We start from the raw sequence: 24,798 nt of genomic DNA, 5'->3' as shown, positions 1-24,798 counted from the left end.
GATCATTGCGCGAGTCGGCGGACATGCAGCAATGTCAGATCGTCCGGGGGCTCCCCCGGAATGCGGGCGTGAAAGCGGTTGAGGATAAAGGTGATCAGGTGATCGATGGGGGCTGCGTCGGCGGTCCACCGCAGCAAGGTCTCGTCATCGCAGATTTGCCGTCCGTCGATTTCGCTTTCGATCAGGGCGTCGCTATAGACCAGCAGCGAGGCGTTGGCGGGAAAAACCACGGTGCTTTCGTCGTATTCGGCATCGGCAAAGGCCCCCAGCGGCGGGCCGGCGACGTCGAGAAAGCGCGGACGCCCATCGACGATCAGAACCGGGGCCGGGGTGGCGGCGCCGCTATAGGTCAGGGTTTCTTCATCCAGGTCGATCAGGCCGATGAACAAGGCGGCAAATTCACCCGGCTTGAGCAACAGTTTAAGCTCTTGGTTCAACTGCGCCATCATCGCCGCCGGGCCAGGCGGCCGGCGCGGCAATCGGCTGAGCAGCACATGCAGACGAAAGACGTTGAAAGCGGCGGCGAGGCCATGGCCGGAAAAATCGGCGGCCAGAATTCCCAACCGGCGCGGGCCGGCGTCGAACAGGGTCCAGAAATCGCCGCCCAGTTCGGACGAGCTTTCCACCACCCCTTCAATGGACAAGCCGGTGCGGCTGCGGATGGCCGCCAAGTGGCTGTCGGTGGGGATGAGGGTGGCTTGGGCGGCGCGGGCGCTTTCCAATTCGTCGCGCACACGATTGCGATAGGCATTGAGCTTGCCCATCAGCAGGGCGTTTTGCAGGTGCACACGGACGCGGGCCAACACTTCGTCGGTGTCGATGGGTTTGGAGATAACGTCGTTGCCGCCGGCGGCAAAGCAGGCGGTGCGGCTTTTGGCATCCTCAAGCGCGGTGATGAACAGAACCGGCAGGTCGGATAAGGCATGGTCGGCGCGCAGCCGCCTGCACATTTCCAGCCCATCCATGTTGGGCATCATCACGTCCAGCAAGACCAGATCGGGTTGGTTGGCGGCAATGGCGGCCAAACCTTCGATTCCATCGGTGGCAAGGTCGATGCGGCCGACGCCGACAGTTTTAATCAAGGCTTCCAGCATGCGGCGATTGAAGGGATTGTCATCGACCACCAAGATCGATGCGCCCGAGAATGCCTGCCGTGGCAGGTGCCGTTGTTCCAGCGGCAAGTCCAGCACCAGGGTGCGGCCGTCATTCTCGCGGCGTTGGCCCAGGGCGGCGTCGCCGATCAGGTCCAGGCCGTGGGGACGGATATCACGGACTTTGTGGTGTCCGTGGAAGCCTTGGCCCTGATCCTCGACGGCTAATTGCAGGCTGGCGCCGCTGATGGCGGCCGACAACCAGATCATGCGTCCGCACAGATCTGGATTGGCCAAGCCGTCGTCAACCATTTCGCCAAAGCGCAGCATATCCTCGACCGAGCCGCTGGTGGTGGCGTCAACCGCCAGGTTGCCGTGAATCATGGCGTTGGCCAGCGCCTCGTGCACCACCAATTCCAGATCAATCGGGCAGACGAAGCCGCTGTCGCGTAAATGGGGGATCAGGGATTGGCTGAAGATGAAGGCGGCATCCTCGGCATAGGCGGTGGTGGTGCGGAGCGCCAAGCCCAGTCCCCCTTGGCGGAGATGCTGCAAAAAGCGTTGGCCCGATTGCCGCCAATCGGTGGCGCCGACTTCGATGGCGCCACGATGCGGTGGGCGCAAGGCGTGACGCAATCCGTCGCCGTCAATGCCGGAGGTGATCAAAATAGAATGATCGGAATGATTTCTTGTTTCCGTTTCCGATAGGCCTATGGATTCGGATAAAGTTCTGCCCTTGGCGCAATCATCTGCGATTACCGCTTTTATAGTCATTGTAGTTTGCTCCGGCCCGGCTTTTTGGCAATTCTACCCTGACGCCACGTGCTTTCCGATACAACCATTGGCCCCCAGCTGGAAGAGGCGAAATATGGAATATGCATGCGAGACCCACGGTAACGAGTTTCACGTTCAGGTCAGCGGGCGGATGACTCATGCCGATCATCGTGGTTTTCGGGGCATTCTCAACACGATTAACGAAGCCGGCAGCAGCCGCATCGTCTTTGACCTGGGCAAGGCCGAGTTTCTGGATTCCTCGGCCTTGGGCATGCTGTTGATCGTGCGGGACGCCGCCGTTCAGCAAGAGCGGGTGGTGGTGCTGAAAGGGGCGTCAGGGCAAGTGGAAAAGCTGATCGCCATCGGCAAGCTGCATAAGTATTTCGAGATCGCCTGAACCAGGGGATCCCGCTTGCCCCTGGAGCGATCGGATCACGGGCGGGCGGGGGGCGCTTCGCTTTCCATGTGCAGGCGGGCAATGGCGGCGTCAAGGATGGCCTGCGCCTCGGTTTTCTTATCCATGGGGGCTTGTTGATAGCGGCGCAGGGCTTCTTGCGCCTCGATCAGCGCCGCGGTCCCCGAGGGGCTGGGGCGGGTGGACAGGCGCATGCGCGCGCCTTCGATGGCGGCCGATTTAGCGGCGGCGGTGGCCGCACTGTTGGCCGCCGGGTCAGCCGCCAGGGCTGGCGTCAGCAGGGTGCTGGCGAACAGGGCGGCAACCCCCCACGGGAAGGTCCAGCGTGTCATGGGCAAGACTCCTTACTACAATTTTGAGTATACGCTAGGGCACTGATTCATTCAGAATGGTACACCGGCCAGCTGAATGAATCAGTGCCCAATTTGTTGATTTTGTGGTCCGTCTGGATCGGACCACGGGCTTCGCTGGTTCCGCTGAGTCAATCGCTTGGCCGTGGCGATCTCAGACGCCGAATTCGCGGATCATCACCGCCAGGACTGAACGCAACGCGCCTCCCAGCAGGCTGGTGCGACCGGCGGATATGGTCACATTGCCCCTGATTTCCATGGTCGGGATGGGGGGCGGATCTTCTCCGGGCACCATATCCAGGCGAATACGGGTCAAGGATTTTTGTGACACCAATTGGTTGGCGCTGGAGCGGACGGCGATGGGGCCACCGTTAAGGTCGGCCAGTTGCGGCAGCGGCAACAGCGCTGATCCGACCTTGTCGATACTGCTTACCCGACAGGGCATTACCGGCCAAGCCGGTTGCTCGGGATAAAAGGTGCAGGTGTCACCGATGCTCAAGCGTTCGCGGTCGTGCTCGTCGACGATGGCCTCGGCCAGGGGGGGCTTGGCTTCAACCAGCCCCATCAGTCGAGTCTTCGTGGCCAGCCATTGTCGCGGTCTTACCGTGCTATCCAGATCGACGACGCGGCCGGAAACCGGGGCGGTGATCGTCAGTCGTTCGATTTCTTGTTCCAGCCCTTGGATTTCGGCCATGGCGCCGGCCAATCCCTCGGTCAGTTGCTGGGCCTGAGCCAGGAAGCTGGGTTCAAAGCCGATGCCGGCCATTTCGTAATCAAGCACCGCCGCACGGGCACGGGCGCGTTTCAGCCGATATTCCAGATCGGGGGAGGTGAGAACCGCGATGACCTGTCCGGCTTCGACTTGCTGTCCCTCGATGACGTCGAGGCGGAGCACCTGCCCCGGCGCCGGGGTGAAAAGAGGGCTATGGCCCCCGGCCTTGAGCATCGCCGGCGCCGATAACCGCGATTGCCAGGGGATTACCGCCAGCAGCAGCAAAGCCAGCAAAGCCGCCAGCCACAGACGGCCCCGGCGGGCGGCGGCAATGGCCTGTCGGCGTTCCCACCATTCCTTGATTTCATTTTTCAATGGCAACAACACGAACCATCCGATTTCAACCACGAACAACAGAACGCCGACCGCTTTGATGAAGAAATGGTAGACCAGCACGGCGATGCCGAGAAACAGCGCCAGCCGATAAATCCAGGTGCCGATGGCGAAGGCGATCAGCCACGCCCGGCGCAGGGGGGGGAACGGTTCGGGGGCGGGTTCGCCCAGGGAAAACAGGACCTCGCGCAGCCACCAACGGGCTTGGGCAAAGGCCCGGCCATGCAGGTTCGGCAGGTCAAAGGCGTCCATGGCCAGGAAGTACCCGTCAAAGCGCATGAACGGGCTGAGATTGACCACCAGGGTGCCGATCCAAGTGGTGGTCGCCAGCACGAAGGCGGCCGAGCGGGCGGGGCCGTCGGGCAGGATCGCCCAGGCCAGCGTCGCCCAGGCGGCGATGATCAGTTCGGTGGCGATGCCGGCGCTGCCGATGGCCAGGCGTTGCCGGCGCGAGGTCAGTTTCCAGGCATCGGTGACGTCGGTGTACAGGACCGGCCACATGACCAGGAAGGCGACCCCCATTGTCGGCACGCGGCAGCCCAGGCGTTTGGCGGTAAAGGCGTGTCCCAATTCGTGACAGACCTTGGCGCCGGCCAGGGCCAGTCCGTACCAGGCCAAACCGGACAAGGTGGCGGTGGAGACCAAGGTGGTGACGAAATGATCCCATTGCCGTTGCACCAAGATCAAGCCAAGGATCAGGGCGGCCAGGGTCACCCAGCCGGCGGCCGGGCGAAAGATCCACGCTAAATGGGGCAGGCTCTGGCCAAGCCAGTGGTCCGGGCGGACCAAGGGAATGCGGAAGAACAGATAATGATGCAACAGCCATTGGCCCCAGGAATGTTGGGTGGCTTTGGCGGCTTGAAGCAGGCGGGCGGTGCCGTCGACACCGGGGCGGGTGAGAAAATTGCCGACGATGAAGCGGGCCATCGCCTCGACGTCTTCGGCATCCAGGTTCAGGGTGGTTTCGGCATTGACGCGTTGGGCGACGGTGTCCAGATCACCGGCATCCCAGCGCGACAAAATCTCGAAGGCTTGCCAGGAAAGGCGGAAATAGCGGTTGCGGGCGGGGTCGTGCAGGGTCCAGGTGGGTGAACCGTCGCCGGCGGTGGGGCCGGCGTGCAAGACCAATTCGTCGCGCAGCGGCGGCAGCATGGCTTAGATGCCCAGCCATTGCCGCGCTGCCGCCAATGGCTTGCGGAACAGCCAGTAAATCAACGGAACCCGATCGCCATCGACCCGCACGGTTCCCATCTGGCCGACGCGGGGGTGTTCCTCGCCCTCTTTGACCGTCGCGCGCAGGCGATAGCCCAACAATCCGTCGGGGCGGGGCTGAGCCTGATAACCGATGATGCGCAGCCGCGCATGAACCGGTGAGAGCGGGGCGCTGTTCAGGAACATGGTGACCGGGGCGTCGGCGGCTAACGGAATGGCATCGCCCACCGCCAGCCAGGCTTCCACCTCGGTATCGGTTTCACCGGTTACCGCCATCACCTTTTCCCCCAGGCTGACCGGGCGGCCCAACCAAGTGGAGGGATCGTCGAAAACGACGATGCCGGTCTTGGGCGCCTTGACCTGGGTGCGGGCGAGTTGGCCTTGCAGATAGTCGGCTTCGGCCCGGCGTTCCTCGATGCGGCCGCCGATAATGGCCAGTTGGGCCTTGGCCTTGGGGTCCCATAATGCGGCCTGTACGGATTGGCGATATTCGGCTTCCGCTCCGGCCAGGGCCTTGGCCGCCACGTCCAGGCGTGACGCCAAGGATGTCGCATCCAATTCGAACAGCGGTTGGCCTTCCTCGACCGGGTCGTTGGGCACGACGTGAATGGTTTCGACCACCCCGTCCAACGGCGAGCGCACCAGCACCGGGGCGGCGGGAACCATCTCGCCTTGGGCCAAGACCGACAAGCGAACCGGGATCAGCGACAAGACCACCAATCCGGCGGCGATCCATTTGATCCGGCGTCGCGGCATGGCCCGCAGGCGATTGCGGAGCAGATCCAGCGGGCCAGGGCGGTGCAAGGCGGTCCAAGCGTGACCATAGGCGCCGGCCAAGTGGGTCAGAAGGGCGACATCACCTTCGGCAAAGGGGGCGTCGTCGGCCAACAGCAATCCCCCCTGGGCCAGCGGCAACCACAGGGCGAAAGGCGGCAGCCATTCCTCCCATTCGGCGGCATCGACGGGATCAAGCTGGGACGGATCGACCGGGCCGGCAATGGCGTTTGCGCTGAGGCGGCGGCCGATGCGGGCCAGCCACAGAATGAACGGCGCCCCGGCTTCGACCTGCGGTACCCCGGACAGGGCGCGGACACCGTCGATCCATAAGGCGGCCTGTCGATAGGATTGTATCGCCAAGGTGTCGTTGACGATGACAAAGCCCAATTCGGCCATTTCGGCCGCGTTGCGGGCGCGTTCTTCCAGATGCAGCAAGATGCCGAGGCGTTCGGCCTGGGATGGAGACGGCGATGAGGACGGGGACGGGGGCGGGGTCATGGAGCCGACAGCAGGATCTTGCCACTCATGCCGGCCACCAATTCGGGGAACGAGCCGGCGATTTCGCCGACGACCTTCACCGATTGACTGACGGGATCGACCTTGGCGCCAATCCGGGTGATCTTGGCCGGATAAGCCTTAGCCATTTCTTCGATCTGAATCTGGAAGGTGGTTCCCGTTTTCAGCCAAGCCAGCGCCCGCGACGGAATAATGAATTCCAGTTCCAGCACGCTGTCGTCCAAAATATCCAGCAGTGCCTGCCCCGCTTGGACGAATTGCTGATCGCGGACCTTTTGCTCGACTACCCGTCCGGCGAAGGGGGCCGAGATCGAACATTTGGCCAGGGTGGCTTGCAGTACCTGCAATTCCCCCTTTGCCTTGGCCGCTTCCATGGCCGAAGCGGCCGATTCCAGTTCTCCCGCCGATTTCAGTTCGACCAGACGCTGATGGGCGCTATGCAGGCGTTCGGCGGTGGCAAAGACGGTGCGGGCACGTTCCAGTTGGGCGCGTTGGATGGAACAATCCAGGCTGACCAGGGTCTGGCCGTCCTTGAATCGGTCGCCTTCGCGCACAACAATCTTGTCCACCTTGGCCGCCACTTCGCTGGCCAAGGTGGTGAAGCGTCGGGGGATAAGCTGGCCGCGCAACTCGGTGCCCGGAACCTGCATTTTACTGTCCTGCGCCGCCGCCCGCTGCACGGAAAACAGCGGAACGGCAAGCAGGACTGTGCCAAGGATGACGGAAACGGAAACGCGCATAATCAGTGGATTGCCACTCCCTGCTCTGCCGCCGAGGCGGGGGCCAAGGCGACCGTCTCTTGTGCCGGAGGCGCGAACCACTGGGTCAGCTCTGACAGCAGCGGTTTGCCTTCGTCGTTGTGAGCGTTGCCCGATCCAGGAGCTAATGCCACCGGCGCCGCACTGGAAATCGGTGCGGCGGGGGGAGTGGTCGGGGCGTCCGCGGGCAATGCGCCATCGCCGCCTTCCAACTTGGACAGACGGTGGGCGATTTCTTCCGTCAGGGTGTTGATATCCTGGCTGGCCACTTCGTTGGGAATCGGGTCGATGCCCAGGGTGGCCTGAATCCGGCCAAGGGCGGCATGGACCTGGGCCAGGGTCTGGTAACGGCGCAGCAGACCGACGATCATGGTGGTGTCATTGGAAATACGTTCCAACTCACCTTGGGTGTTCGCCGCCTCGCGGGCCTGGGAATGGCTGAGGATGCGCTTGTCGATGTCGTGAATCTGACTGGCCCGCTGGAACTGGCGCACGGCGATGTCGAATTGGCGCAAGGCAATATGAGCCTGGGACAGCACCGCCATGTGCATGGCCAAGGCGCGGGCATCGGTGACCGCCTCGGCGGCTTCCGCCGCCTTGATCTCGGAGGGGCCGGAAAATACCGTCATCAGGTTCCAGGTGACCTTGGCGCCGGCTTCCCACCAGCGATTGGCCATCAGGAAGGAATTGCCGTCGAACTGACGCCCGCCCGACAAGGTGATGCCGGGGAACAGGCGAACGATGGCGCGACGGGTTTCTTGGACGGAAATGCGTTGCAGATAGGCGGCTTCGTGCAAATCGGCGTTGCTGGTCAGCGCCTGTTCTTCCATGCGCTCGATGGGCATGGTCCATTGCGGCGCGGCCAGTTGGTCGTCATCGGGGACAGCCACGGCGAATTCGGTTCCCGGCGGCATACCGATCAACACCGACAATTCGGTCTTGGCGGTGGACAATTCCTGCTCGATGGTTTCGAGCTGGCGGATGGTGTCGATCAGCGAACGCTGATAGCGCAAAATGTCGATGGGATTGCGGATATTGGCCGCTTCCACTTCGCGCGATGCCTCCAGCGCCTGTTCCGCCTGGGTCAGGGTGCGGGCCACTTCGCCGCGCAGCTTTTGCGCCGAAGCCGCCCGCCACCACGCCGCCCGCACTTCCTGGGTCAGGTTGTGCAAAGTCTTGCGCCGGCGTTCGGTGGCGATCAGGGCACGATCAGCCTGGGCCTTGGCATTGAAGTAACCGACGCCGAAATCCAGCAGATTCCAGGTGGCGGTCAGATCGGCGGTGGCGTGATCGCGGTCTTGCGAATAGGTCGGCTCGCTGGTCGACGTGCTCTGCGAATAAAGACCGCGCGAGCGGGTGGCGTTGGGTTCCGAGCGCCCGTTATAGCCGGCATTGGCGACCAGCTTGGGCAGCAACTCCCAGCGTGAGACGTCGAGTTGCCCCAGCGCCTGGGCTTCCTCCATCATCCGGACCCGAGCCTCGAAATTGTATTTCACCGCGCGGGCCACGGCTTCGGGCAAGGTGAGCGGCCGCGAGATCGCCTCCACGTCCTTGGCAATGGCTTTTTGCTCGGCGGCCGCCTTGGCGGCAAATTCCTCGCGGCTATAAGGCTGCGGCTCGATCGCGCAGGCGGAGAGCAGCACCAACGTCGAAGCGGCGATGCCCCACTGAACCCAGCGCATCCCCCCCTCTTGAAGCTTTGTCACCAAAACAACCCCCTTTAATGTCCTTATCGGATCAGGTTCTGGCGGCCGCGCGAGCCGCTTCCATCAATACTGTCTTGCCCGCCGCCAAGCGCCCGGCAAGGGTGGATGTTTTCATCTGGGCCATCAGTCCGGGTTTACCGGCGAAGGCTTGCTTGCTGTCCTTGATCGGATTGCCGTCGCGATCCAGAGCATCGGAGGCATCCCCGGTTTGGGCATTGCCAACCACCACCTTGAAGGTGGTGATGGCTTCGCGGCCTTGGTCGTCACGGGCAACCACCCGGATGTTGAACACGCCTTTGGCCCCCGCCGGCGGCTGAATGGTGAATTTGCCGGTTTTGGGATCGAAAGCCACCCAAGGTGGCAACGGCTTGCCATCGGCTTGGGTGGCGGCCAGTTGCACCACCGCATTGGGATCGCTGTGGGCGAAGGCGTCCACTGGAATACCGATGACCGTCCGTCCGCCAATGGCGACGGCGGTATCTTGCATGCCGCGATTGACCGCCAAGCCATCGCCCAGACTGCTGGAGGTGTTGCTCATCACCGCCACGGCAAAGCCACCCGCAGGTGAAACCTTGGTCAGGGTTGGCGCTTCGGCGATGACGATTGGTGCGGGCTGTATGGTTGGCGGCGGCGGCGGCGCAACAACGACCGGCGGCGGTTCCGGCGGGAGTGGCGCCGGCTCTGGCGGCGGCGGTGCCGGCGGTGCCGGCGGTGCTGGTGCCGGTGCCGGCGTCGGGACATCCGCCGCCGTCACGGAAATGCTGACGGTGCCGGTTGCAGGAGTGGAGCCATCGGCGCCGCCATCGGCCAAGCTGACGCTAAAGTTGGCGGTACCGATTCCGCTGGGGGTGAAGGAAATCAAGCCGGCGTCAATATCAGCCTGAGTGAAGCTGTCGCCGTTGGCCAGGACAACGCCGTTTTTCGACAAGGTGCCGCCGGTGGGAGCCGCCGTCAGCGTATAGGTCACCCCGGCACCGCTGTCGTCGGGGTCGGTTTCGTTCAAGATGGCGCTGGTGATGATCAGCGTATTGCCGTTTTGAACGTTGCCGGGGCCGGTCGTCATGCCGGGGCTGTCGTTGACTGCGGTCAGGGTGACGGTAGAGGCGGTGCCAATGGCGGTGGTGGCAACGCCGCCATTGGCGGTGCCGCCGGCATCGGTGACCGATACCAAGGTGACGGTGCGGCCGCCGGTGGTGGTCGGGTTATCCGAGGTGTTTTCGTATTTGACCCCGGTCAGGAAACCCTGCCAGTTGGCGGCGGTGTCGGCCTTGGTCAGGGTCACGGTGGCGGTCGAGCCGGTGACCGCGACGGTGTAGGCGATTCCGTTGCTGGTGGTGCCGCTGGCGCCTGCCGTCAACGAGATCTGCGTGGTGCCGACCACCAGTTTTTCGGCGCTGCCATCGGCGAGGTTGCCGACGGTGATGATCGCCGAGGCAAAGTTCTGTCCGGTTTCGACCGTGTTCAAGGTCGCGGCCGAGAACAGAGCCTGAGCGGCACCATTTTCGGTGAAGCCGGGATTGGCGGCGGTGACCGAGCCGGTGGGGGCGTCATTGATCGCAGTGACCGCCACCGTGGCGCTGGCCGCCGGGCCGGCATGGCTTTCGCTGTCGGTGACGATCACCGTCACCGTGCGGTCGGCGGCGTTCTGGTCCGAGGTGCTGGAGAATTGCGCCGCCTTGATCAGGGTCAGGTAATCGGCGGCGGTGCCGGGGCCGGACAAGGTGATCAGACTGGCGGAAGTATAGGTGATGGTGATGCCGTTGAAGGTGGCGCCATTGGCGTAACCATTGAGGCTGAGGGCATCGCCGGCTTCGCCGCCGGCGGTGATCTGGATGGTGGCGCCGCTCATGTTGGCGCTGTCGCCATCGGTCAGGGTGGCGGCGGCATCGACCAGTGACACGGCGCTGCCGTTTTCCGTGTAGGTGACGGTATTGCCGGTGCCGGCGCTGCCGCCGTTAAGATCAGTTTCCGGCGCCATGACGATGGTGAAATTGAAGGTCTGGTTGGTCACCGCCGCCGCGCCGTTCTCGCCGCCATCGGCCAGGGTGAAGACGAAGCTGTCGGCGCCATCGACACCATTGTCGTGCAGGTACTTGACCTTGCCGTCGATGATGTCTTGCTGGGTAAAGCTGCCGCCAACCCCCAGCGCCGCCTCGGCGCCGTTGATGGTGCCCGAGCCGTCGGCATCGATCCACACCGAGCCGTGGGTGGCGGCGGTGGTCACCGTATAGGTCAGGCCGGTGCCGGCATCGTCGGGATCGCCCTCGTTCAATTGCGTGGTGGTAATGGCGGTGGCCGTGCCCTTGCTGACGGTCAGGCCGGTATTGGTGGCGACGCTGGGGGCGTCGTTGACCGGGGTGACGGTGATGGCGAAAGTGGTTGCGGGGATGCTGCCGCCGGCACCGTCGCTGACGGTGAAGGTAAAGCTGTCCGAGATGGTTTCGCCGCCGTTATGGCTATAGGTGATCAGGCTGCTGTCGATATCGGCCTGGGTAAAAGTGTCATGAGCGCTAAGCGCCACGCCATTCTTGTACAAGGTGCCGTTGGCCGGCGCCGTCTCGACCGTAAAGGTCCGGTTGGCGGCTGATTGCTCGACGTCGTCCACCCGCAGGTTGGGGTTGTTTTCGATGACGGTGTTGGTGGAGCCTTCGGCCACGGTCAGGCCGGTATTGGCGGCCAGCACCGGCGCATCGTTGACGGCGGTGATGCTGGTGCCGACGCTGCGGGCGGTGGCGTCGATGGCGGTGCTGCCGCCGGGGGCGGAGGTGTTCACCGTTACCCGCGTGGCGCCACTGGTCCAACCGGCGCCATAGCTGGCATCCAAGGCCCGCACCGACAAAGCCGGGGGGGTGCCGTTGTAATCGGCCACCGGGACGAAACGCAACGAGGTGGTGGCGGACAGGGCCAAGGCGGTGGCGTCGTCGCCGACGGTGGCGATGGTGTACCACGTGGCGCCGTCGGTGGAATATTGCCACTCCCCCTGGGTCGAGGCATTGGCGCTGTTGCCGATGATGGCCAGACCGCCCGGACTGGTTTGGCTGGCGCTGTCGGGGTCGCTGTACAGGCCCAAGGCCAATGACGCAATGGTCGCCCCGGCCGGATTGGTGGTGTCTTCGTTCACCGCCGCCAAGGTCATGTTACCGGACAGGCTGGGGGCGTCGTTGACAGCTGTCACCGCCACCGAGGCGGTGGCCGCCGTCCCGGCATGGCTTTCACTGTCGGTGACGGTGACGGCGACACTGCGCGTGGTGGTGTTGTCGAGCTCTGAACTGTTGACGAATTGCGCCGCCTTGATCAGCGTCAGATAATCGGCGGCGGTGCCGGATCCCGACAGGGTGATCAGACTGGCGGAGGTATAGGTGATGGTGATGCCGTTAAAGGTGGCGCCATTGGCGTAGCCGTTGAGGCTAAGGGCATCGCCGGTCTGGGCGTTGGTGATCTGGATGGTGGCGCCGCTCATGTTGGCGCTGTCGCCGTCGGTCAAGGTGGCGGTGGCATCGACCAGCGACACGGCGCTGCCGTTTTCCGTATAGCTGACCGCATTACCGCTGCCGGCGCCGCCGCCATTGAGATCGACAGCCGGGGCCTGGGTGATGGTGAAGGAAAAGGTCTGTCCGGTTACCGGCGTGGCGCCGTTTTCGCCACCATCGGCCAAGCTGAAGCCGAAGCTGTCGGCGCCATCGACACCATTGTCGTGCAGGTACTTGACCTTGCCGTCGATGATGTCTTGTTGGGTAAAGGTGCCGCCAGCCCCCAGCGCCGCCTCGGCGCCGTTGATGGTGCCCGAGCCGTCGGCATCGATCCACAATGAGCCATGGGTGGTGGCGGTGGTCACCGTATAGGTCAGGCCGGCGCCGGCATCGTCGACATCGCCCTCGTTCAATTGCGTGGTGGTAATGGTGCCGGTGCTGCCCTGGTTGACGGACAGGCCGGTATTGGTGGCGACACTGGGGGATTCGTTGACGTCGGTGACGGTGACCGACAGCGTTTGCACGCTGGTGTTGCCGGCGGCGTCGGTGGCGGTGACTTGCACCACATAGATATTGTCGGCGCCGCCATCCGTCGGGCTTTCGTAATTGGGCGGCGAAGCGAAGGTCAGCACGCCCGAGGACAGTCCGAATTTGGCGGCGTCGGCGCCGCCGGTGATGGCATAGGTGACGGCGGTGGCGTCGGTGGTGGTCACCGTGGTCACCGCGCTTTGGTTCTCGGCGGCGTTGACGCTGACGCTGGTGCCGCCGCTATTGTTGGTGAAGACCGGGGCGACGGCGTCGATTTTGACGTTGGCGGTGGAACCGGGGCTGAAAGCGGTCAGATCGGCGACATTGCCGGCGGCGTCCTTGATGGTGCCGCTGTTCAGGCCCAAGGCGCCGACGCTGATACCGGTGGTGTCGACGTTGCCCGACGCCACGGTATAGCGGAACACCACATCGGTGGTGCCGGTTCCCGATTGGTAATCGGCATAGACGGTGCCGCCGGTGTCCAGGGTGATGGCAATGCGCGGCGTGCCGGTGATGGTGACGGCTTCATCGAATTTGACGGTGAAGTCCAGATTGTCGCCGGTCTTATAGGTGCTGTTGGACGGCAGCGTGACCGAGGAGACCGTCGGTGCGGTGATGTCGGCGACGGTGCCGACATTGGTCAGCAAAATGTTGTCGATGCAGCCCATGAAACAACTGATCGATCCGACTGCGGCGCCAGGGTTGGAGGTCGCGTTGACCATTTGAACGACGAATTTGGTGATGCCGTTAAATGAACTGCCGAGATCGGCCTCGGATATTGTCTTATCAAGAGTAACTGCCCCCGCCCCCGCGTATTCGCCAACGGTTGGGGTGTACTCATAGGCCGTTTTCGCCGTCGCCCCATCATAGGGGGTGATGACGATCTTAAAATTAACGGAAGTATATGTGTTTCCGTCCGAGTAGGGCCAGGTGACTGCCTTTACAATGGCTTGAATAAAAGAAATGCCGTCAAGATCAAATTTTGCATTGTCACTGAAGTAAACGGAGACACTTGATTCGGCGTTTGATTCGAGCACATAGGCGGATTGGTTTCCGTCACCATTGTAATCTTCGATGCTCAACGCGACATTCGATCCGTTGATGACCAGCGTGCGAGTGTCAACCGTGACCTCGATATTCCCACTCACAACCGATCCACTGTCGAAGTCGATGGTGTAATCAGCCAATGCGCGGTCGTAACCGTCATAGGCTGCGCCTTCTCGTAGAAAGGATGCGGTCTCGATCGCGCCGGTCGCAGCTTCCAGAGTCCAGTCGCCTCCCAGGGCGGCGGAGCCGGTGACATCATCGGAAGCGACGATGTCGGCCCCCGTGACCACGGCCAGATTGGCGATGAAATTTTGCCCCGTCTCGCCCTTGGCGATGTCGCAGCCATAGAGCAAAATGTCGCCATCGGCATTCAAGGCTGATCCGATATCGGCCAAGATCTGGCCGTCGGCGGTCAGGGATGCATCGTTGAGGACCGTGGTGCCGAGATGAACGGTTCCCGCTTCACCGTGACCGATAAAGTGAAAGGCCGACCAGCCACCCTCGGGCGTTTCCGCCGCATGGGCCGACAGCCAGTCGGAAATCTGTTGCAGGCCATCGCTGCCGGCATCAAGAACCACCACCGTCACGTCGCTGCGGGCGGCATCCACCAGGGTCTGGTAATCGGTGACGCCGCTATCGACGAACACCACTTCGCGTACCGGGGGTTGCGCCGCCGCCGTGGCGATTGCAACAGGGGTGTCAACGCCCGAGTTGTCCACATCAGGGGTGTTCGCGTCGGTGGCGTGTTGCGAATCATGGGTGTCAGTATCGGTGGTGGCGTCGATGGCGGTGACTACGGCGGCACCGTCGAACATCATGCGCGGCTCAAGCGCCATGATGCCGATGGCGGGGCGGCGCTTGGCGGTTTCGTGCGTGTTTTCGGCGCGGCCGCTGTGGCGGCGTGAATTCTGGCGGTGGGCCATGGCTGTCCCCGACTAAAGGCTTAAAGGCATCCCTCTAATACACTACAATCCACACGTTGTGGCTGCAAGCGAATGCGTTGCCTTGTCACATATTATTACAATCGCCGGTCGATTTTTGTGATTTTATAGTGCCGCTGTTGGGGCTGACTCGCACGATGAAATCACCTTTGATATCTTCCGCTGGTCGCTCGGTGATTTAAAGGCTGTAAAATTTTCGAGAAGACGAGCATGAACGGTTGCGGGCGCAGGGGAAGTTTCGCATACTTAACGCGTATTAGGTGTTTGCGTTGGCAATCTGTGTTCGTTTCGCGTTTCATGTACGAGATGATGCTGACCAATAATGATATCTTTTAGGGGAGGGTACATCGTGGACGAGCCATTCATCGGACAAATTGCGCTTTATTCCTTTGCTTTTGCCCCCACCGGCTGGGCCATATGTAACGGCGCAACCATTCAGATCACTCAGAATCAGGCGCTAGCTTCATTGCTCGGCAATTATTTTGGTGGTGATCTGCGGACTTTTTTCAATCTACCGGATATGCGCGGCCGTGCTTCGATTTTTGCCGATAATTCCGCTGGGCGCACGCTTGGAAATAGTGGGGGGGTGGACAGTATTGCTCTGCCCAGCGACGTTTTGCCGGCGCACATGCACCTTGCCAGCGCCATGTCGACGCCGCCAACGGTGCTGTCGCCGCAGGGCGCTGCACTGGCGACTTTGCCGAGCAATGGAACGACCCCCATTACCGGTCTTTATACCACGGCGTCGACCAGCCAAGCGGCTATGGCCGGCATCGCCGTCGGTACCGCCGGGGCCAGCCAGCCAATGGAAAATCGCCAGCCGTCGCTGGCTTTGAATTTTTGTATCGCCACCGCTGGATCTTATCCTCCCCGGCCATAGGGGTGGGATGATGTGACAGTGTGCAACACAAGAACAGGGGGGCCAACCAATGGATTCCTATTGTGGTGAGATTATCTTCTTTGCCGGCAATTATGCCCCAGAGAACTTCATGCTCTGCAATGGTATGACTGTGTCTATAACGCAGTATAGTGCTCTTTTTTCTCTGATCGGAACCACTTATGGTGGCGACGGGGTCAACACCATTGCTTTACCTGACCTTCGCGCTCGCATTCCGGTCGGGATGGGGCAAAGAACAGGGTCATCGTTCAATTATTCGATAGGGACGAAATTCGGCGCATGTTTGGTGTCGCTTTCCACGGCGAATATCCCTGCCCATACTCATACAATGCTAGCCGATGCGTCGGGACAGCCGGGAATGCCTTCTCCCCAAAATGCATTCTTGACGGGGGCAAACGAAGGAGGGACGGGGAATGCGTCGTGCTATCTGCCCAGCACGACCCCCAGCGTGGTCGCGATGGCGCCACAGACCCTTAGCCAGGCTGGTGGGGTGGCTAATCCGTCGTCGATCATCAATTTGATGCCGACCATGGCGTTGACGGCGATGATCTGTGTGCAAGGTCTTTATCCGAACAGGCCATAGTACCCCACCCCCGTTGACAGGAGGACAATCATGGCAGAAGCATTCGTTGGCCAGATCGGCATGTTTGGTTTTAGCTTTGTCCCACAGGATTGGGCATATTGCAGCGGCAGCGAGCTTTTAGTGATGCAGTATCAAGCCTTGTATGCCGTTATCGGCACTACTTTTGGCAGCACATCTAACCAGAAATTCAATCTTCCAGATTTGCGTGGGGGCTATGGTTTGTCGGGAATTGGCACCGGTGATGCCGGTTACGCTGGCGTCTATAGCGAAAAGGTGGGGAGCTTACAAACCGTCGTTTCCGCCAGCAATCTGCCGACGCATACTCACGCGGTCGTTGCCGCCAATGCCGTTGCGAATGATCCGGCAACTTTGCTGCCAGCGGGCAAGGTGCTGGCAGAAGGCTATTATGGCAGCGGACCCGCAGGGCAACGCCCGCGCAACATCTATACGGCCTATAATCAAAACACGGCCGTTCCCATGGCGAACACCACGATATCGCCTTTTGGTGGCGCCGGGACGGCGGTTGTCGGTAATCAGCAACCTTACGTGGCGTTGAATCTTTGCATTTGCATCGACGGCTATTTTCCCGTCAGGCCCTAACCGGCGCCCTGATCCAGACGGAAGGGGGGCTGAGCTTGCTTGTGCCGCGCCGGCGCGGGGACGATGTGATGAAAGTGTTGGGGCGCGGGCAATGACGGGGACGTGGCTTGCCGAAGCTTTGCTTTTGACGGCGGTGGATGCAAATCCGCCGCCGTCGCCGTTTGCGTTGCGCCCCATCACCCTGCCTGCCGATTTAGCCTTTCTGCTGGATCTCTATCGCCAGTCCCGTGCCCGAGAAATGGCCCTGGTGCCGTGGCCCGAGGAGCACAAGCGGGCCTTTTTGTCGCAGCAATTCACCGCCCAGCATTTCGATTACGAAAACAGATTCGTGCAGCGTCGGTTCTGCCTTGTCCTGCGCCAAGGCAAGCCCATCGGCCGTCTTTATCTGGCCGAAACCAGCCCTGGGCGGCTGCGGGTTGTCGATATTTCCCTGGTGACGAAAATGCAGGGCCGCGGCTGCGGCACGCTTTTGCTCCGCTGGCTGATCAACCTGTGCGAAGGGGCCGGAGCGGGGGTCGAGTTGCATGTGCAGCAGGGCAACCCGGCCCGCCGGCTTTATCAGCGGCTTGGCTTTGTCCAGACCACAGCGTCACACGGCCCTTATGATTTTATGTGTCTGGAGCCGGCCGCCATCGCGGTCAGTTAAAGCTGCATTGCATCAAAAGCGGCTGATTGGGGTCGAAATTATTGCCGCCGACCCGGCCGATGGGGACCATGAAAACCATCATCGGACCCAGTACCGGATGCTGCAATGTGAAGTTGCCCTGACCGACTTCAAGGCCCTTTGGCGCCGCGAAGAACAGCGAAAACGGCGGACGCTTGGCCCACAGGGTGTTCGGCTTGAATTCCGGCGTGTCCTTGATGGACAGCAAGTGAAAGTCGATCCCAGACCCCGAGGAATGCTGGAAGTGGAATGCGGACCCCACATGGGCGGCAAAATCCTGCGCGATACATGTCCCGATATCGATGGCCACTGATACCCCCGTCTGAAAGCAAGTCGACAATTTCGCCAAATAACTTTATTCGCAAAAGTCGCATGGATTGAAAAGTCGCGCAACGGTAATCCCCCCAGCAAATAAGGGGATGCTGACGTAGAATTTTCTCGGCACGACGCACGAGGAGATTCGGATGAAGACGAGTCGTTTTACGGAAACGCAGATCATGGCGATCCTGCGCCAAGCGGAGGGCGGCATGCCGGTGACGGATCTGTGCCGCGAACACCAGATGAGCAGCGCGACCTTCTATAAGTGGCGTGCCAAATACGGTGGCATGGACGCGTCGATGATCTCGGAAATGAAGGGGCTGGAGGACGAAAACCGGCGTCTGAAGAAGATGTTCGCCGAGTTCAGCATGCAAAATGAATTGCTGAGAGTCCGTCTCGAAAGTGGTTGACCGCTGAGAATCCGGTGTGATTCTGTCCTCGGCGAATTCGAACAGCCGCCGGATGCGACGATGTGGACTTCAGAGAACCGATCTCGATATGAACGCTCCGAGCAGCGTTATCCGAGCGATCTGCGCGATGACGAATGGGCGCGGATTACCGCGTTGATCCCTGCGGCCAGGGCCGGTGGCCGTCCGCGCACGACGGACATGCGGGAGTTCCTCAACGCCGTTCTTTACCTGCTGCGGACGGGCTGCTCGTGGCGGCAGTTGCCGAAGGACTTCCCGCCATGGAAGTCGGTCTACCGCATTTTGCGCCAGTTCCAAGAGCGCTGCACAAGGCGGTGCGCGAACACGAAGGCAAGGAGGCCGCTCCCACCGCCATCATCATTGACTCGCAAAGCGTCAAGTGTGGCGGGGAAAAAGGGGGGATCGCGGCTACGATGCGGGCAAGAAAATCTGGGGCCGAAAGCGGCATATCGTCGTCGACACCCTCGGCCTGATCGTCGCCGTCATCGTCCATGCAGCGGACATTCAGGATCGCGAGGGGGCTAGGCTGGTTCTACCAATTCTCCGGTCCCGCCAGCCGTTCATCCAGAAAATGTTTGCCGATGGCGGCTATACCGGCGACGAACTCGCCCTTGATGTCTTCCAGGTGCATCGCTGCCGCCTGGAAATCGTCAAGCGCTCCGACACCGCCAAGGGCTTCGTGGTTCCTGCCCAAACGCCGGATCGTCGAACGCACCTTCGGCTGGCTGATCCGCCACCGCCGCCTCGCCCGTGATTTCGAGACGCGCGCCGATATCAGCGCCACCATGGTCAAACTCGCCATGATAGGCATCATGCTCCGGCGGTTGGCGCGGGCTTCATGACCTTTCGAGACGGACTCTATCCTCATCCCAGTGAACAGGGAGATTAAAGGAAACCAGAAACACTCCCCTTCTCTGTCTGCGTCTGGGGCGTACCAATCCGAGGCGAACAGCCTTGTCGGTTTCAGGAGCGAGCCGGACAACAGCAGCAGGCCGCGCCAGCTATTTCGGCCTTTGATCCGGATATCAGGCTGGGCGTTTCCCGAACATATTCGAAAATCTCAGCTTTACCCCGGATTGATTGTGGAGATGCGCCGCAGATCTACCCCCATACCCATGCGCAGAGGGGTGAGCTATGATGCCTAAAGCCGACGGCCCCTACCGCATCCATAGGCGTTCCAAATCCCGCCGGCTCTGGAGCTTGCTGGATATGTTTAAGATCAACGCGGTCCGTTACGTTTTGCTTGGACGTCAAATGCTGGATGCGCGTTTCATTTATCATTTAAGTATGTTTCATCAGAATGGACTTCTTAAAAGGTTATTTTCCTCCAAGAAAAGCCTCAATGAAACCGGCGTATCCGCTCTGAGAAATGAAATGGAAACGTTGTTATCATTTTGCGACGAGCTATCACTGCCAGTTTCTACCGCAATCATTTCGCGCAAACTGGACGAACCTCCCGCTACTGAACCTGAACTGACCATGCTGGTCGATATGGTTCTGGAGGAAATGGATAGCCAGTTATTCTTAACCGTTCCAGCCCACCGAGCGCCATATTACGACTGCGAGGATATCGTAAGCGACGATGTAATAAATGCTTTCCCGCAGGCGTATGAAGAAATCAAAAGCTCAGGAACATGCTTTGCTGCTGCACAATACACAGCTGCAGTCTTTCATGCGATGCGCGCCGTAGAAATTGGAGTCCGCACTCTAATTGTTGCACTGGATATTCCATGCAGAGGACCAAGATCAATTGATCTACTTGGATGGCAGGATATGATAAACATGCTTTCATCAAAAATTAGAGACATCGAAAACTTGCCGTCAAAAACTAAAAATAGGGATTATGACCTACTTTTTTACAGCGAGTTGTCTGCTCAATTTCGTTTCTTCAAGAATGGATGGCGCGTTCGTGTAGCACACGGCCGCGCGACGTACGACGAGCGACAAGCAGAAGAGGTCATTGATCATGTTAGATCATTTTTTGAGATGCTAGCCACCAGACTAAATGAAGAGGCATTGTAAATATAATCGGGCATCAACGTGCTTATGGCTCATGCGGGCGATGCCGGTCAGCCGGAAGTTCAAAAATGACCTGTTGCCTAGGGATTTCGAATGGGGCGCCGATATTCCCAATCGGTTGTGCTAAAGTTCGACAATGGAACTCTTCGGATCAGGACCGCGCCTCGACGCACCGCAAGGCGATCCCGCCCGCCAAGCAGTAGCCGCTCTACGTGGCTACGGTTACCAGCTTTATGCGTCAGGACTAGCATGGTTGGGATTGGCCGACGGCGAACTCCTTTATCTCGAGGTAGCAGAGGATTATGCGATTGCCAGCCGTGAGGCGCTGGCCGGTGTCCAGGTCAAGGATACTGCCGGCAGCGGAAATATCACGCTACAGTCCGCGAATGTGAGGGCGGCCATAGATTCCTTTGTTGATCTCGTCACACGCAACCCCGGGCGAGTAGTCTCTCTTCACTACCTGACGACATCCGATGTCGGTATTGAGCGGAGCAAGGGCCAGCGGGTGGACAATGAATCGGCGCTGCTTTACTGGCGCCGCGCAGCGGCTGGTGCCGACGTTGCCCCCCTAAGAGTGCTGCTTACTGATCTTGATCTGAAACCCGAAACCAAAGCTCATATTGGCGCGCTGACTGATGACGCCCTGAGACGGGAATTTCTTGGCCGCATCCACTGGTTCTGCGGCGCTCCTGGCCTGGACAACGTTCGTGCGGATCTTGAAGCGGGCCTGATCGAGTACGCTGCCACGGTACGGAGACTGTCGAGCCAAGCGGCAAAGGCGGTTTTGCCTGCTGTTGTTGAACGCCTGTTGATGACGGCAGTCTCTGATGGTTCGCGCCAGTTGCGTAAAGCTGACCTTATTGAGCTGATCGACAACTCAACCCTGGTGTCCGTGCCCCAGGAACAGTTGCTAGCAACCTTGCAATGGCAAACTGGAGCTATTGGTTTCTCTCGTCCCTCCCAGCTTACTCCTTCCTCCGAGCTGCCACTGCCCATGATTATCACTCCACGCGAAGAGTTGGTGGCCGTGCTCGATACAACGCGTCGCACAATCGGCCTCGTGATTGCGACGGGCGCAACCGGTCTTGGCAAATCGTTTACGGCAAGGCTCGTAGCAAAACAGACGAACAAACGTTGGCTGATTGCCAATTTCCGTGATCTAGGTGCCGCTGAAACCGCCGCTCGCCTGTCGCTCCTGATCGGTGAGCTCACTGCGTCCCCAGCCGCCAGCGTAATCTTGGATGATCTCAACGAGGTAGATGACCCTGCGGTAAGGGACCTCTTAATCCGGCTGCTCGCAGGCCTTCGTCGGCGTGACGAAACCGCGATTTTCACGACCTATCGAGCGCCGACCTCGACGACATTGCATCAGCTTTGCCCTGCTGGTTCACCTGTGGTGGAAATCCCCTATTTAAGTGAGGACGAGGTCGCCGATCTGGTCGAAATAACTGGTGGGGAAGCTAAATACGCGGGAGTGGTTTATCGCGCTACCTCACGCGGGCATCCGCAACTCACTATGGCCGCCCTTTTGAATCTCGCTGCAGCAGGATGGTCGCGAGCTTCCCTAGCTGCGGTACTTGGTGGACAGCCTCAGACTGAACTAAACGCCGAACGACGTGCGGTTCGTCAGCGGCTCGTCACAGCGATGTCGGCTGAGGCGCAAACCCTTTTGTTTCGCACAGCAGTGATTGAGGGCAGCTTCGACCGGAAACTCGCGATGGCGCTCGGCGAAATTAGGCCGGCGATCCCTTTGGCCGGCCTGGTGCTTGATAGACTAATTGGGCCTTGGATTGAGCCAATAATGCATAACCGGCTGCGTGTGTCGCCACTGCTCCAAGGGACAGCGAACGATGTGTTCCCTGCCGCTGAGTGCCGGATGATCCATGAACGTATTGTCAAGACACTGCTGCACAGCGGCAGCGTGTCTGTGCTCGATGCGGGAGTGGTGCTGCGTCACGCGCTGAAAAGCGAATCCCCAGAGTTAGTTGTAGCTTTTGCCTCCAGCCTAATCGCCTGCAATCCCGAAACGCTCGACATGCTCTCACCTTTCGTTGGCGAGTTGCTGTCATTCAAGAATGAGGCCCCGATCTTCCCCCAAGACCTCGCAGCTTCGGCGATGCTGAGATTTGCTCAAATGCTTCTGCTGCTTTCCTCTGGCTCGGCTGTCGCAGCGCAGCAATGTTGGGAAGCCCTCGAACGTGAACGAAAGGACGTGAAAGGCGCGACGCTATTCGAGGGGCTTCTTCTTTCCAAATTGCTTCTGCATCCGCGTGCTGGGGAGTTTTTCCCTAACTGGATCAACCTCTTGCTGCGTCTCGATCAGCTTACCCAGTCCGACGAGCAGTTAGCCGCGACTAGCGGCTTCCAGTCGACGACAGGGGACAACATCTATGCAAGCGGCGTAATGTTCGCCAGTCAAATGCGCAACATACGAACCGTGCGCAGCTTTAGGGAAATATTTGAACAGCTCAATTGTGAAACCGCAGCAGTCCGAGAGCGGTTCTTTTCCACCTTTCGGCTTGGCAGCGGTGACATCTCGATCTTGGTTAACCATGGCTGGCTCAAAGAATCACGGAGTGGAGGTTTTGATTGGGAAGGGGCGGCCAGCGATTATGCTACCTGTGTCGATCTTGCGATGGGGTGGCAAAATCCAACGCTGGCGGCCCGATGTGCAATAGCTCAAGCTATTTGCTACGACGAATTTGGGGATGACCCCGTTCGTGCGCTCGCCAGCCTTTCCGAAGCAGAGCAACGTTTCGGTGCCGACGTTGCGCTGTCTCGCGCAAGGGCCAAAATTCATTGGCGCCGACGTGATTTTGCGACTGCGTTGCCACTACTTACCGCTGCTGCCGCACAAGGCGGGCAAGACCCGCTCGAACGTGCCTATATTGCACGCGAGGCAGGCATCAGCGCTGCCGAACTTGGGGACTGGGAAGCGGCCCAAAACTGGTTCGACCGCGCACAAGTTGCTGCATCGGGCATACGTTTGCCTTCGGTCCGGGCTCAAGCAATCGGTCTGCTCGCAGATACGGCGCATGCAGCATACCACGCTGGGCACCACGGTATCGCGATACGGAAATTACGCGATGCACTAATTCTCTTGCCGACCGTAGACCCTGATGGAGAGCTTACCGAGGCACATTGTCATCGGGTCGTGCGGCATGCAGTTTTGTGGCTCCTCCATGAAATTACTGGACGCCTCTCGCAAACAGACATGGACATTCAGTATGCGCCGGGCTGTGCCAGCAATCCGGATCCTGTCGAAGCGATCAGGTCACATCCGGTAGCCGCACTGGATATGGCGTTCTACCTCCTGGCTGACGCTGATGAGGCGCTTACCCAACCAACCGGGTTCTACCGCGAATTTCGGAATTATCTAGCCGATGGGCCAATTCTTTCGCTGGAACTGTCCCGAGCTATCGCAGAAGCCCGCAAGGCCATCAGCACGCAGGACACCACGGATTTTGTGAGCCGGCTTCGGCGACATGCGGCTATGGCAGCTTTCGTCTCAGTGGATGGCGCGAAGGAGCTCGTCGGAGACCTTCATAATCCAAGGCGGGGCACAATCCCGCTGGCAGGTATCGACGCAGATGCCGGGACAGATGTGCTGAGAGGTGGCGCGGATTTCCTGTTGAGCTTCGCAATCGCCGCAGCGATCAACGGCAACTTTGAGGCTGTAGATACGATAGTCGAAGTGGGACTCAAAGCTCCGGAACTTGTCGCCTTGCACCCGCTCTTTGAACGAATGGCGGGGCGAACACTCGAATTCGCGACAGAACGCGAGGCGGCGGCTCTGGCGGTCAATGCTCTTCGGCAAGATATCGTCGCTCTTCCAGCCGCTTTTCTTTGGTGCGGGATATGGATGCTCCTCCATGTCCGTGCCTCACAACTGAGTGATCGGGTTGCGGACCCCCTAATTTCATGGATTTTCGACGGATGGGGCCACCTGGCCCACCAAGCGCGTTTCCGCCTCACCGTACCTGTGATTAACGTTCCGCCGATCGAAGCTGTCCTCCCCCACCCTGACCGAACATTGGGGGCGGCCGCGCGCCTACTTCTGGCTGCTGCGCCGGCAGCTTCGGTCAGCATGCCATCTAACGTGCGTGCGTCTTTGTATGACCTGGCAGCAAGGACTGGCTCGTAGCGCGGTTGTGCCCCAATAGCGGCACCCGACTTCATATCTCGTATTGGAGCAGCAAATGGCAAAACAGACCACGAAGCGCTGCCACTGGCTATCCCAATCCTACCTCAAGGCATTTGCCACCGATCCATACGAGAAAAGGCCCAAAATATGGCGGTTCGGTCGGGAACGGGGAGATCGCGAACTGAAGGCAATCGAGAAGGTGGCCGTCAAATTCCACCTTTACGCCCCTATGGATACCGATGGCCAACGTGACGACAGCTTCGAGAAGAAGCTCGCGACCCAGGAAAGTTGGTTCGGAGCGCCGATCTGGCGCACTCTGTGCTCAGATTTCGTAGACCTAGATTGGGAGCCATTGCGGAAAATGCTGGCCCTTCTAAAGCATTTTCCGCTCAATCACGGTCATATCCGGCAGCGGCGAAGAAGTTCTCGCACTCGGCAGGGGTGAAGGCGTCTA

Annotated in this window: 16 protein-coding genes and 2 pseudogenes; 10 read left to right on the top strand and 8 right to left on the bottom strand. The window is 60.3% G+C overall.

Annotated elements, in window-relative coordinates; all coding sequences use genetic code 11:
* Positions 1–2 precede the first annotated feature (2 nt).
* Positions 3–1,757 (bottom strand): fused response regulator/phosphatase, encoded by a 1,755-nt coding sequence (locus KEC16_RS06280; protein ID WP_211546969.1) that lies wholly within the window; start codon positions 1,755–1,757, stop codon positions 3–5.
* 202 nt (positions 1,758–1,959) lie between these two features.
* Here KEC16_RS06280 and KEC16_RS06275 point away from each other — a divergent pair, with 202 nt between their 5' ends.
* Positions 1,960–2,262 carry an STAS domain-containing protein gene (locus tag KEC16_RS06275; RefSeq protein ID WP_211546967.1) on the top strand — a complete coding sequence of 101 codons (303 nt, stop codon included), beginning with the start codon at positions 1,960–1,962 and terminating at the stop codon, positions 2,260–2,262.
* Between the two features lie 35 nt (positions 2,263–2,297).
* Here the strand turns inward: KEC16_RS06275 and KEC16_RS06270 are convergent, their stop codons facing one another.
* The 6 genes from KEC16_RS06270 to KEC16_RS19975 all read right to left on the bottom strand — a co-directional run bounded on the left by KEC16_RS06270 (position 2,298) and on the right by KEC16_RS19975 (position 14,672).
* Positions 2,298–2,612, bottom strand: coding sequence for a hypothetical protein (locus KEC16_RS06270; RefSeq protein WP_211546965.1), 315 nt, complete (start codon positions 2,610–2,612; stop codon positions 2,298–2,300).
* Between the two features lie 172 nt (positions 2,613–2,784).
* The gene (locus KEC16_RS06265; protein WP_211546963.1) at positions 2,785–4,887 is read right to left on the bottom strand and encodes a site-2 protease family protein; all 2,103 of its coding nucleotides are present in this window, start codon (positions 4,885–4,887) and stop codon (positions 2,785–2,787) included.
* Between the two features lie 3 nt (positions 4,888–4,890).
* Positions 4,891–6,222, bottom strand: a complete 1,332-nt coding sequence (locus KEC16_RS06260; RefSeq protein ID WP_211546961.1) for an efflux RND transporter periplasmic adaptor subunit — start codon at positions 6,220–6,222, stop codon at positions 4,891–4,893.
* Positions 6,219–6,980 (bottom strand): efflux RND transporter periplasmic adaptor subunit, encoded by a 762-nt coding sequence (locus tag KEC16_RS06255; protein WP_211546959.1) that lies wholly within the window; start codon positions 6,978–6,980, stop codon positions 6,219–6,221. Before KEC16_RS06255 ends, KEC16_RS06260 begins: the two co-directional genes overlap by 4 nt.
* A gap of 2 nt (positions 6,981–6,982) precedes the next feature.
* Positions 6,983–8,704, bottom strand: a complete 1,722-nt coding sequence (locus KEC16_RS06250) for a TolC family protein (RefSeq protein ID WP_211546957.1) — start codon at positions 8,702–8,704, stop codon at positions 6,983–6,985.
* A 31-nt stretch (positions 8,705–8,735) separates the two neighbouring features.
* The gene (locus KEC16_RS19975; RefSeq protein WP_211546955.1) at positions 8,736–14,672 is read right to left on the bottom strand and encodes a cadherin-like domain-containing protein; all 5,937 of its coding nucleotides are present in this window, start codon (positions 14,670–14,672) and stop codon (positions 8,736–8,738) included.
* 367 nt (positions 14,673–15,039) lie between these two features.
* Between KEC16_RS19975 and KEC16_RS06240 the strand changes: the two genes are divergently transcribed.
* From KEC16_RS06240 to KEC16_RS06225, 4 genes are all read left to right on the top strand, one after another.
* A complete protein-coding gene (locus tag KEC16_RS06240) occupies positions 15,040–15,570 on the top strand; it encodes a phage tail protein (RefSeq protein ID WP_211546953.1) in 531 nt (176 codons plus the stop codon).
* 49 nt (positions 15,571–15,619) lie between these two features.
* Positions 15,620–16,171 (top strand): phage tail protein, encoded by a 552-nt coding sequence (locus tag KEC16_RS06235; RefSeq protein ID WP_211546951.1) that lies wholly within the window; start codon positions 15,620–15,622, stop codon positions 16,169–16,171.
* A 30-nt stretch (positions 16,172–16,201) separates the two neighbouring features.
* Positions 16,202–16,771, top strand: coding sequence for a phage tail protein (locus KEC16_RS06230; RefSeq protein ID WP_211546949.1), 570 nt, complete (start codon positions 16,202–16,204; stop codon positions 16,769–16,771).
* 91 nt (positions 16,772–16,862) lie between these two features.
* Positions 16,863–17,417, top strand: coding sequence for a GNAT family N-acetyltransferase (locus KEC16_RS06225; protein ID WP_211546947.1), 555 nt, complete (start codon positions 16,863–16,865; stop codon positions 17,415–17,417).
* Here the strand turns inward: KEC16_RS06225 and KEC16_RS06220 are convergent.
* The gene (locus tag KEC16_RS06220; RefSeq protein WP_211546945.1) at positions 17,410–17,745 is read right to left on the bottom strand and encodes a DUF6916 family protein; all 336 of its coding nucleotides are present in this window, start codon (positions 17,743–17,745) and stop codon (positions 17,410–17,412) included. The genes KEC16_RS06225 and KEC16_RS06220 overlap by 8 nt on opposite strands.
* Before the next feature lie 154 nt (positions 17,746–17,899).
* Here KEC16_RS06220 and KEC16_RS06215 point away from each other — a divergent pair.
* The 5 genes and pseudogenes from KEC16_RS06215 to KEC16_RS06195 all read left to right on the top strand — a co-directional run.
* Positions 17,900–18,151, top strand: a pseudogene (locus KEC16_RS06215) (transposase); the annotation flags it as partial.
* 72 nt (positions 18,152–18,223) lie between these two features.
* Positions 18,224–19,023: pseudogene (locus KEC16_RS06210) on the top strand (IS5 family transposase).
* Positions 19,024–19,315: 292 nt separating this feature from the next.
* Entirely contained in the window at positions 19,316–20,203 is an 888-nt protein-coding gene (locus KEC16_RS06205) for a HEPN domain-containing protein (RefSeq protein WP_211546943.1), read from the top strand.
* A gap of 256 nt (positions 20,204–20,459) precedes the next feature.
* The gene (locus KEC16_RS06200) at positions 20,460–24,344 is read left to right on the top strand and encodes a hypothetical protein (RefSeq protein ID WP_211546941.1); all 3,885 of its coding nucleotides are present in this window, start codon (positions 20,460–20,462) and stop codon (positions 24,342–24,344) included.
* Between the two features lie 55 nt (positions 24,345–24,399).
* Positions 24,400–24,789 carry a DUF4238 domain-containing protein gene (locus KEC16_RS06195; RefSeq protein WP_211546939.1) on the top strand — a complete coding sequence of 130 codons (390 nt, stop codon included), beginning with the start codon at positions 24,400–24,402 and terminating at the stop codon, positions 24,787–24,789.
* The last annotated feature ends 9 nt before the right edge of the window (positions 24,790–24,798 follow it).

Origin of the sequence: Magnetospirillum sulfuroxidans (assembly GCF_018224925.1) — a bacterium.
GTDB classification, from domain to species: Bacteria; Pseudomonadota; Alphaproteobacteria; order Rhodospirillales; family Magnetospirillaceae; genus Magnetospirillum; species Magnetospirillum sulfuroxidans.
Note: the sequence above shows the minus strand (reverse complement) of the source record. Positions and strands in the feature narration are given on the sequence as shown.

What these genes read in the sequence shown, in the direction of transcription:
- KEC16_RS19975 (WP_211546955.1), bottom strand. Translation starts at nt 14,672, where the DNA reads ATGGCCCACCGCCAGAATTCACGCCGCCACAGCGGCCGCGCCGAAAAC.
- KEC16_RS06205 (WP_211546943.1), top strand. Translation starts at nt 19,316, where the DNA reads ATGATGCCTAAAGCCGACGGCCCCTACCGCATCCATAGGCGTTCCAAA.
- KEC16_RS06255 (WP_211546959.1), bottom strand. Translation starts at nt 6,980, where the DNA reads ATGCGCGTTTCCGTTTCCGTCATCCTTGGCACAGTCCTGCTTGCCGTT.
- KEC16_RS06260 (WP_211546961.1), bottom strand. Translation starts at nt 6,222, where the DNA reads ATGACCCCGCCCCCGTCCCCGTCCTCATCGCCGTCTCCATCCCAGGCC.
- KEC16_RS06225 (WP_211546947.1), top strand. Translation starts at nt 16,863, where the DNA reads ATGACGGGGACGTGGCTTGCCGAAGCTTTGCTTTTGACGGCGGTGGAT.
- KEC16_RS06195 (WP_211546939.1), top strand. Translation starts at nt 24,400, where the DNA reads ATGGCAAAACAGACCACGAAGCGCTGCCACTGGCTATCCCAATCCTAC.
- KEC16_RS06265 (WP_211546963.1), bottom strand. Translation starts at nt 4,887, where the DNA reads ATGCTGCCGCCGCTGCGCGACGAATTGGTCTTGCACGCCGGCCCCACC.
- KEC16_RS06235 (WP_211546951.1), top strand. Translation starts at nt 15,620, where the DNA reads ATGGATTCCTATTGTGGTGAGATTATCTTCTTTGCCGGCAATTATGCC.
- KEC16_RS06230 (WP_211546949.1), top strand. Translation starts at nt 16,202, where the DNA reads ATGGCAGAAGCATTCGTTGGCCAGATCGGCATGTTTGGTTTTAGCTTT.
- KEC16_RS06270 (WP_211546965.1), bottom strand. Translation starts at nt 2,612, where the DNA reads ATGACACGCTGGACCTTCCCGTGGGGGGTTGCCGCCCTGTTCGCCAGC.
- KEC16_RS06275 (WP_211546967.1), top strand. Translation starts at nt 1,960, where the DNA reads ATGGAATATGCATGCGAGACCCACGGTAACGAGTTTCACGTTCAGGTC.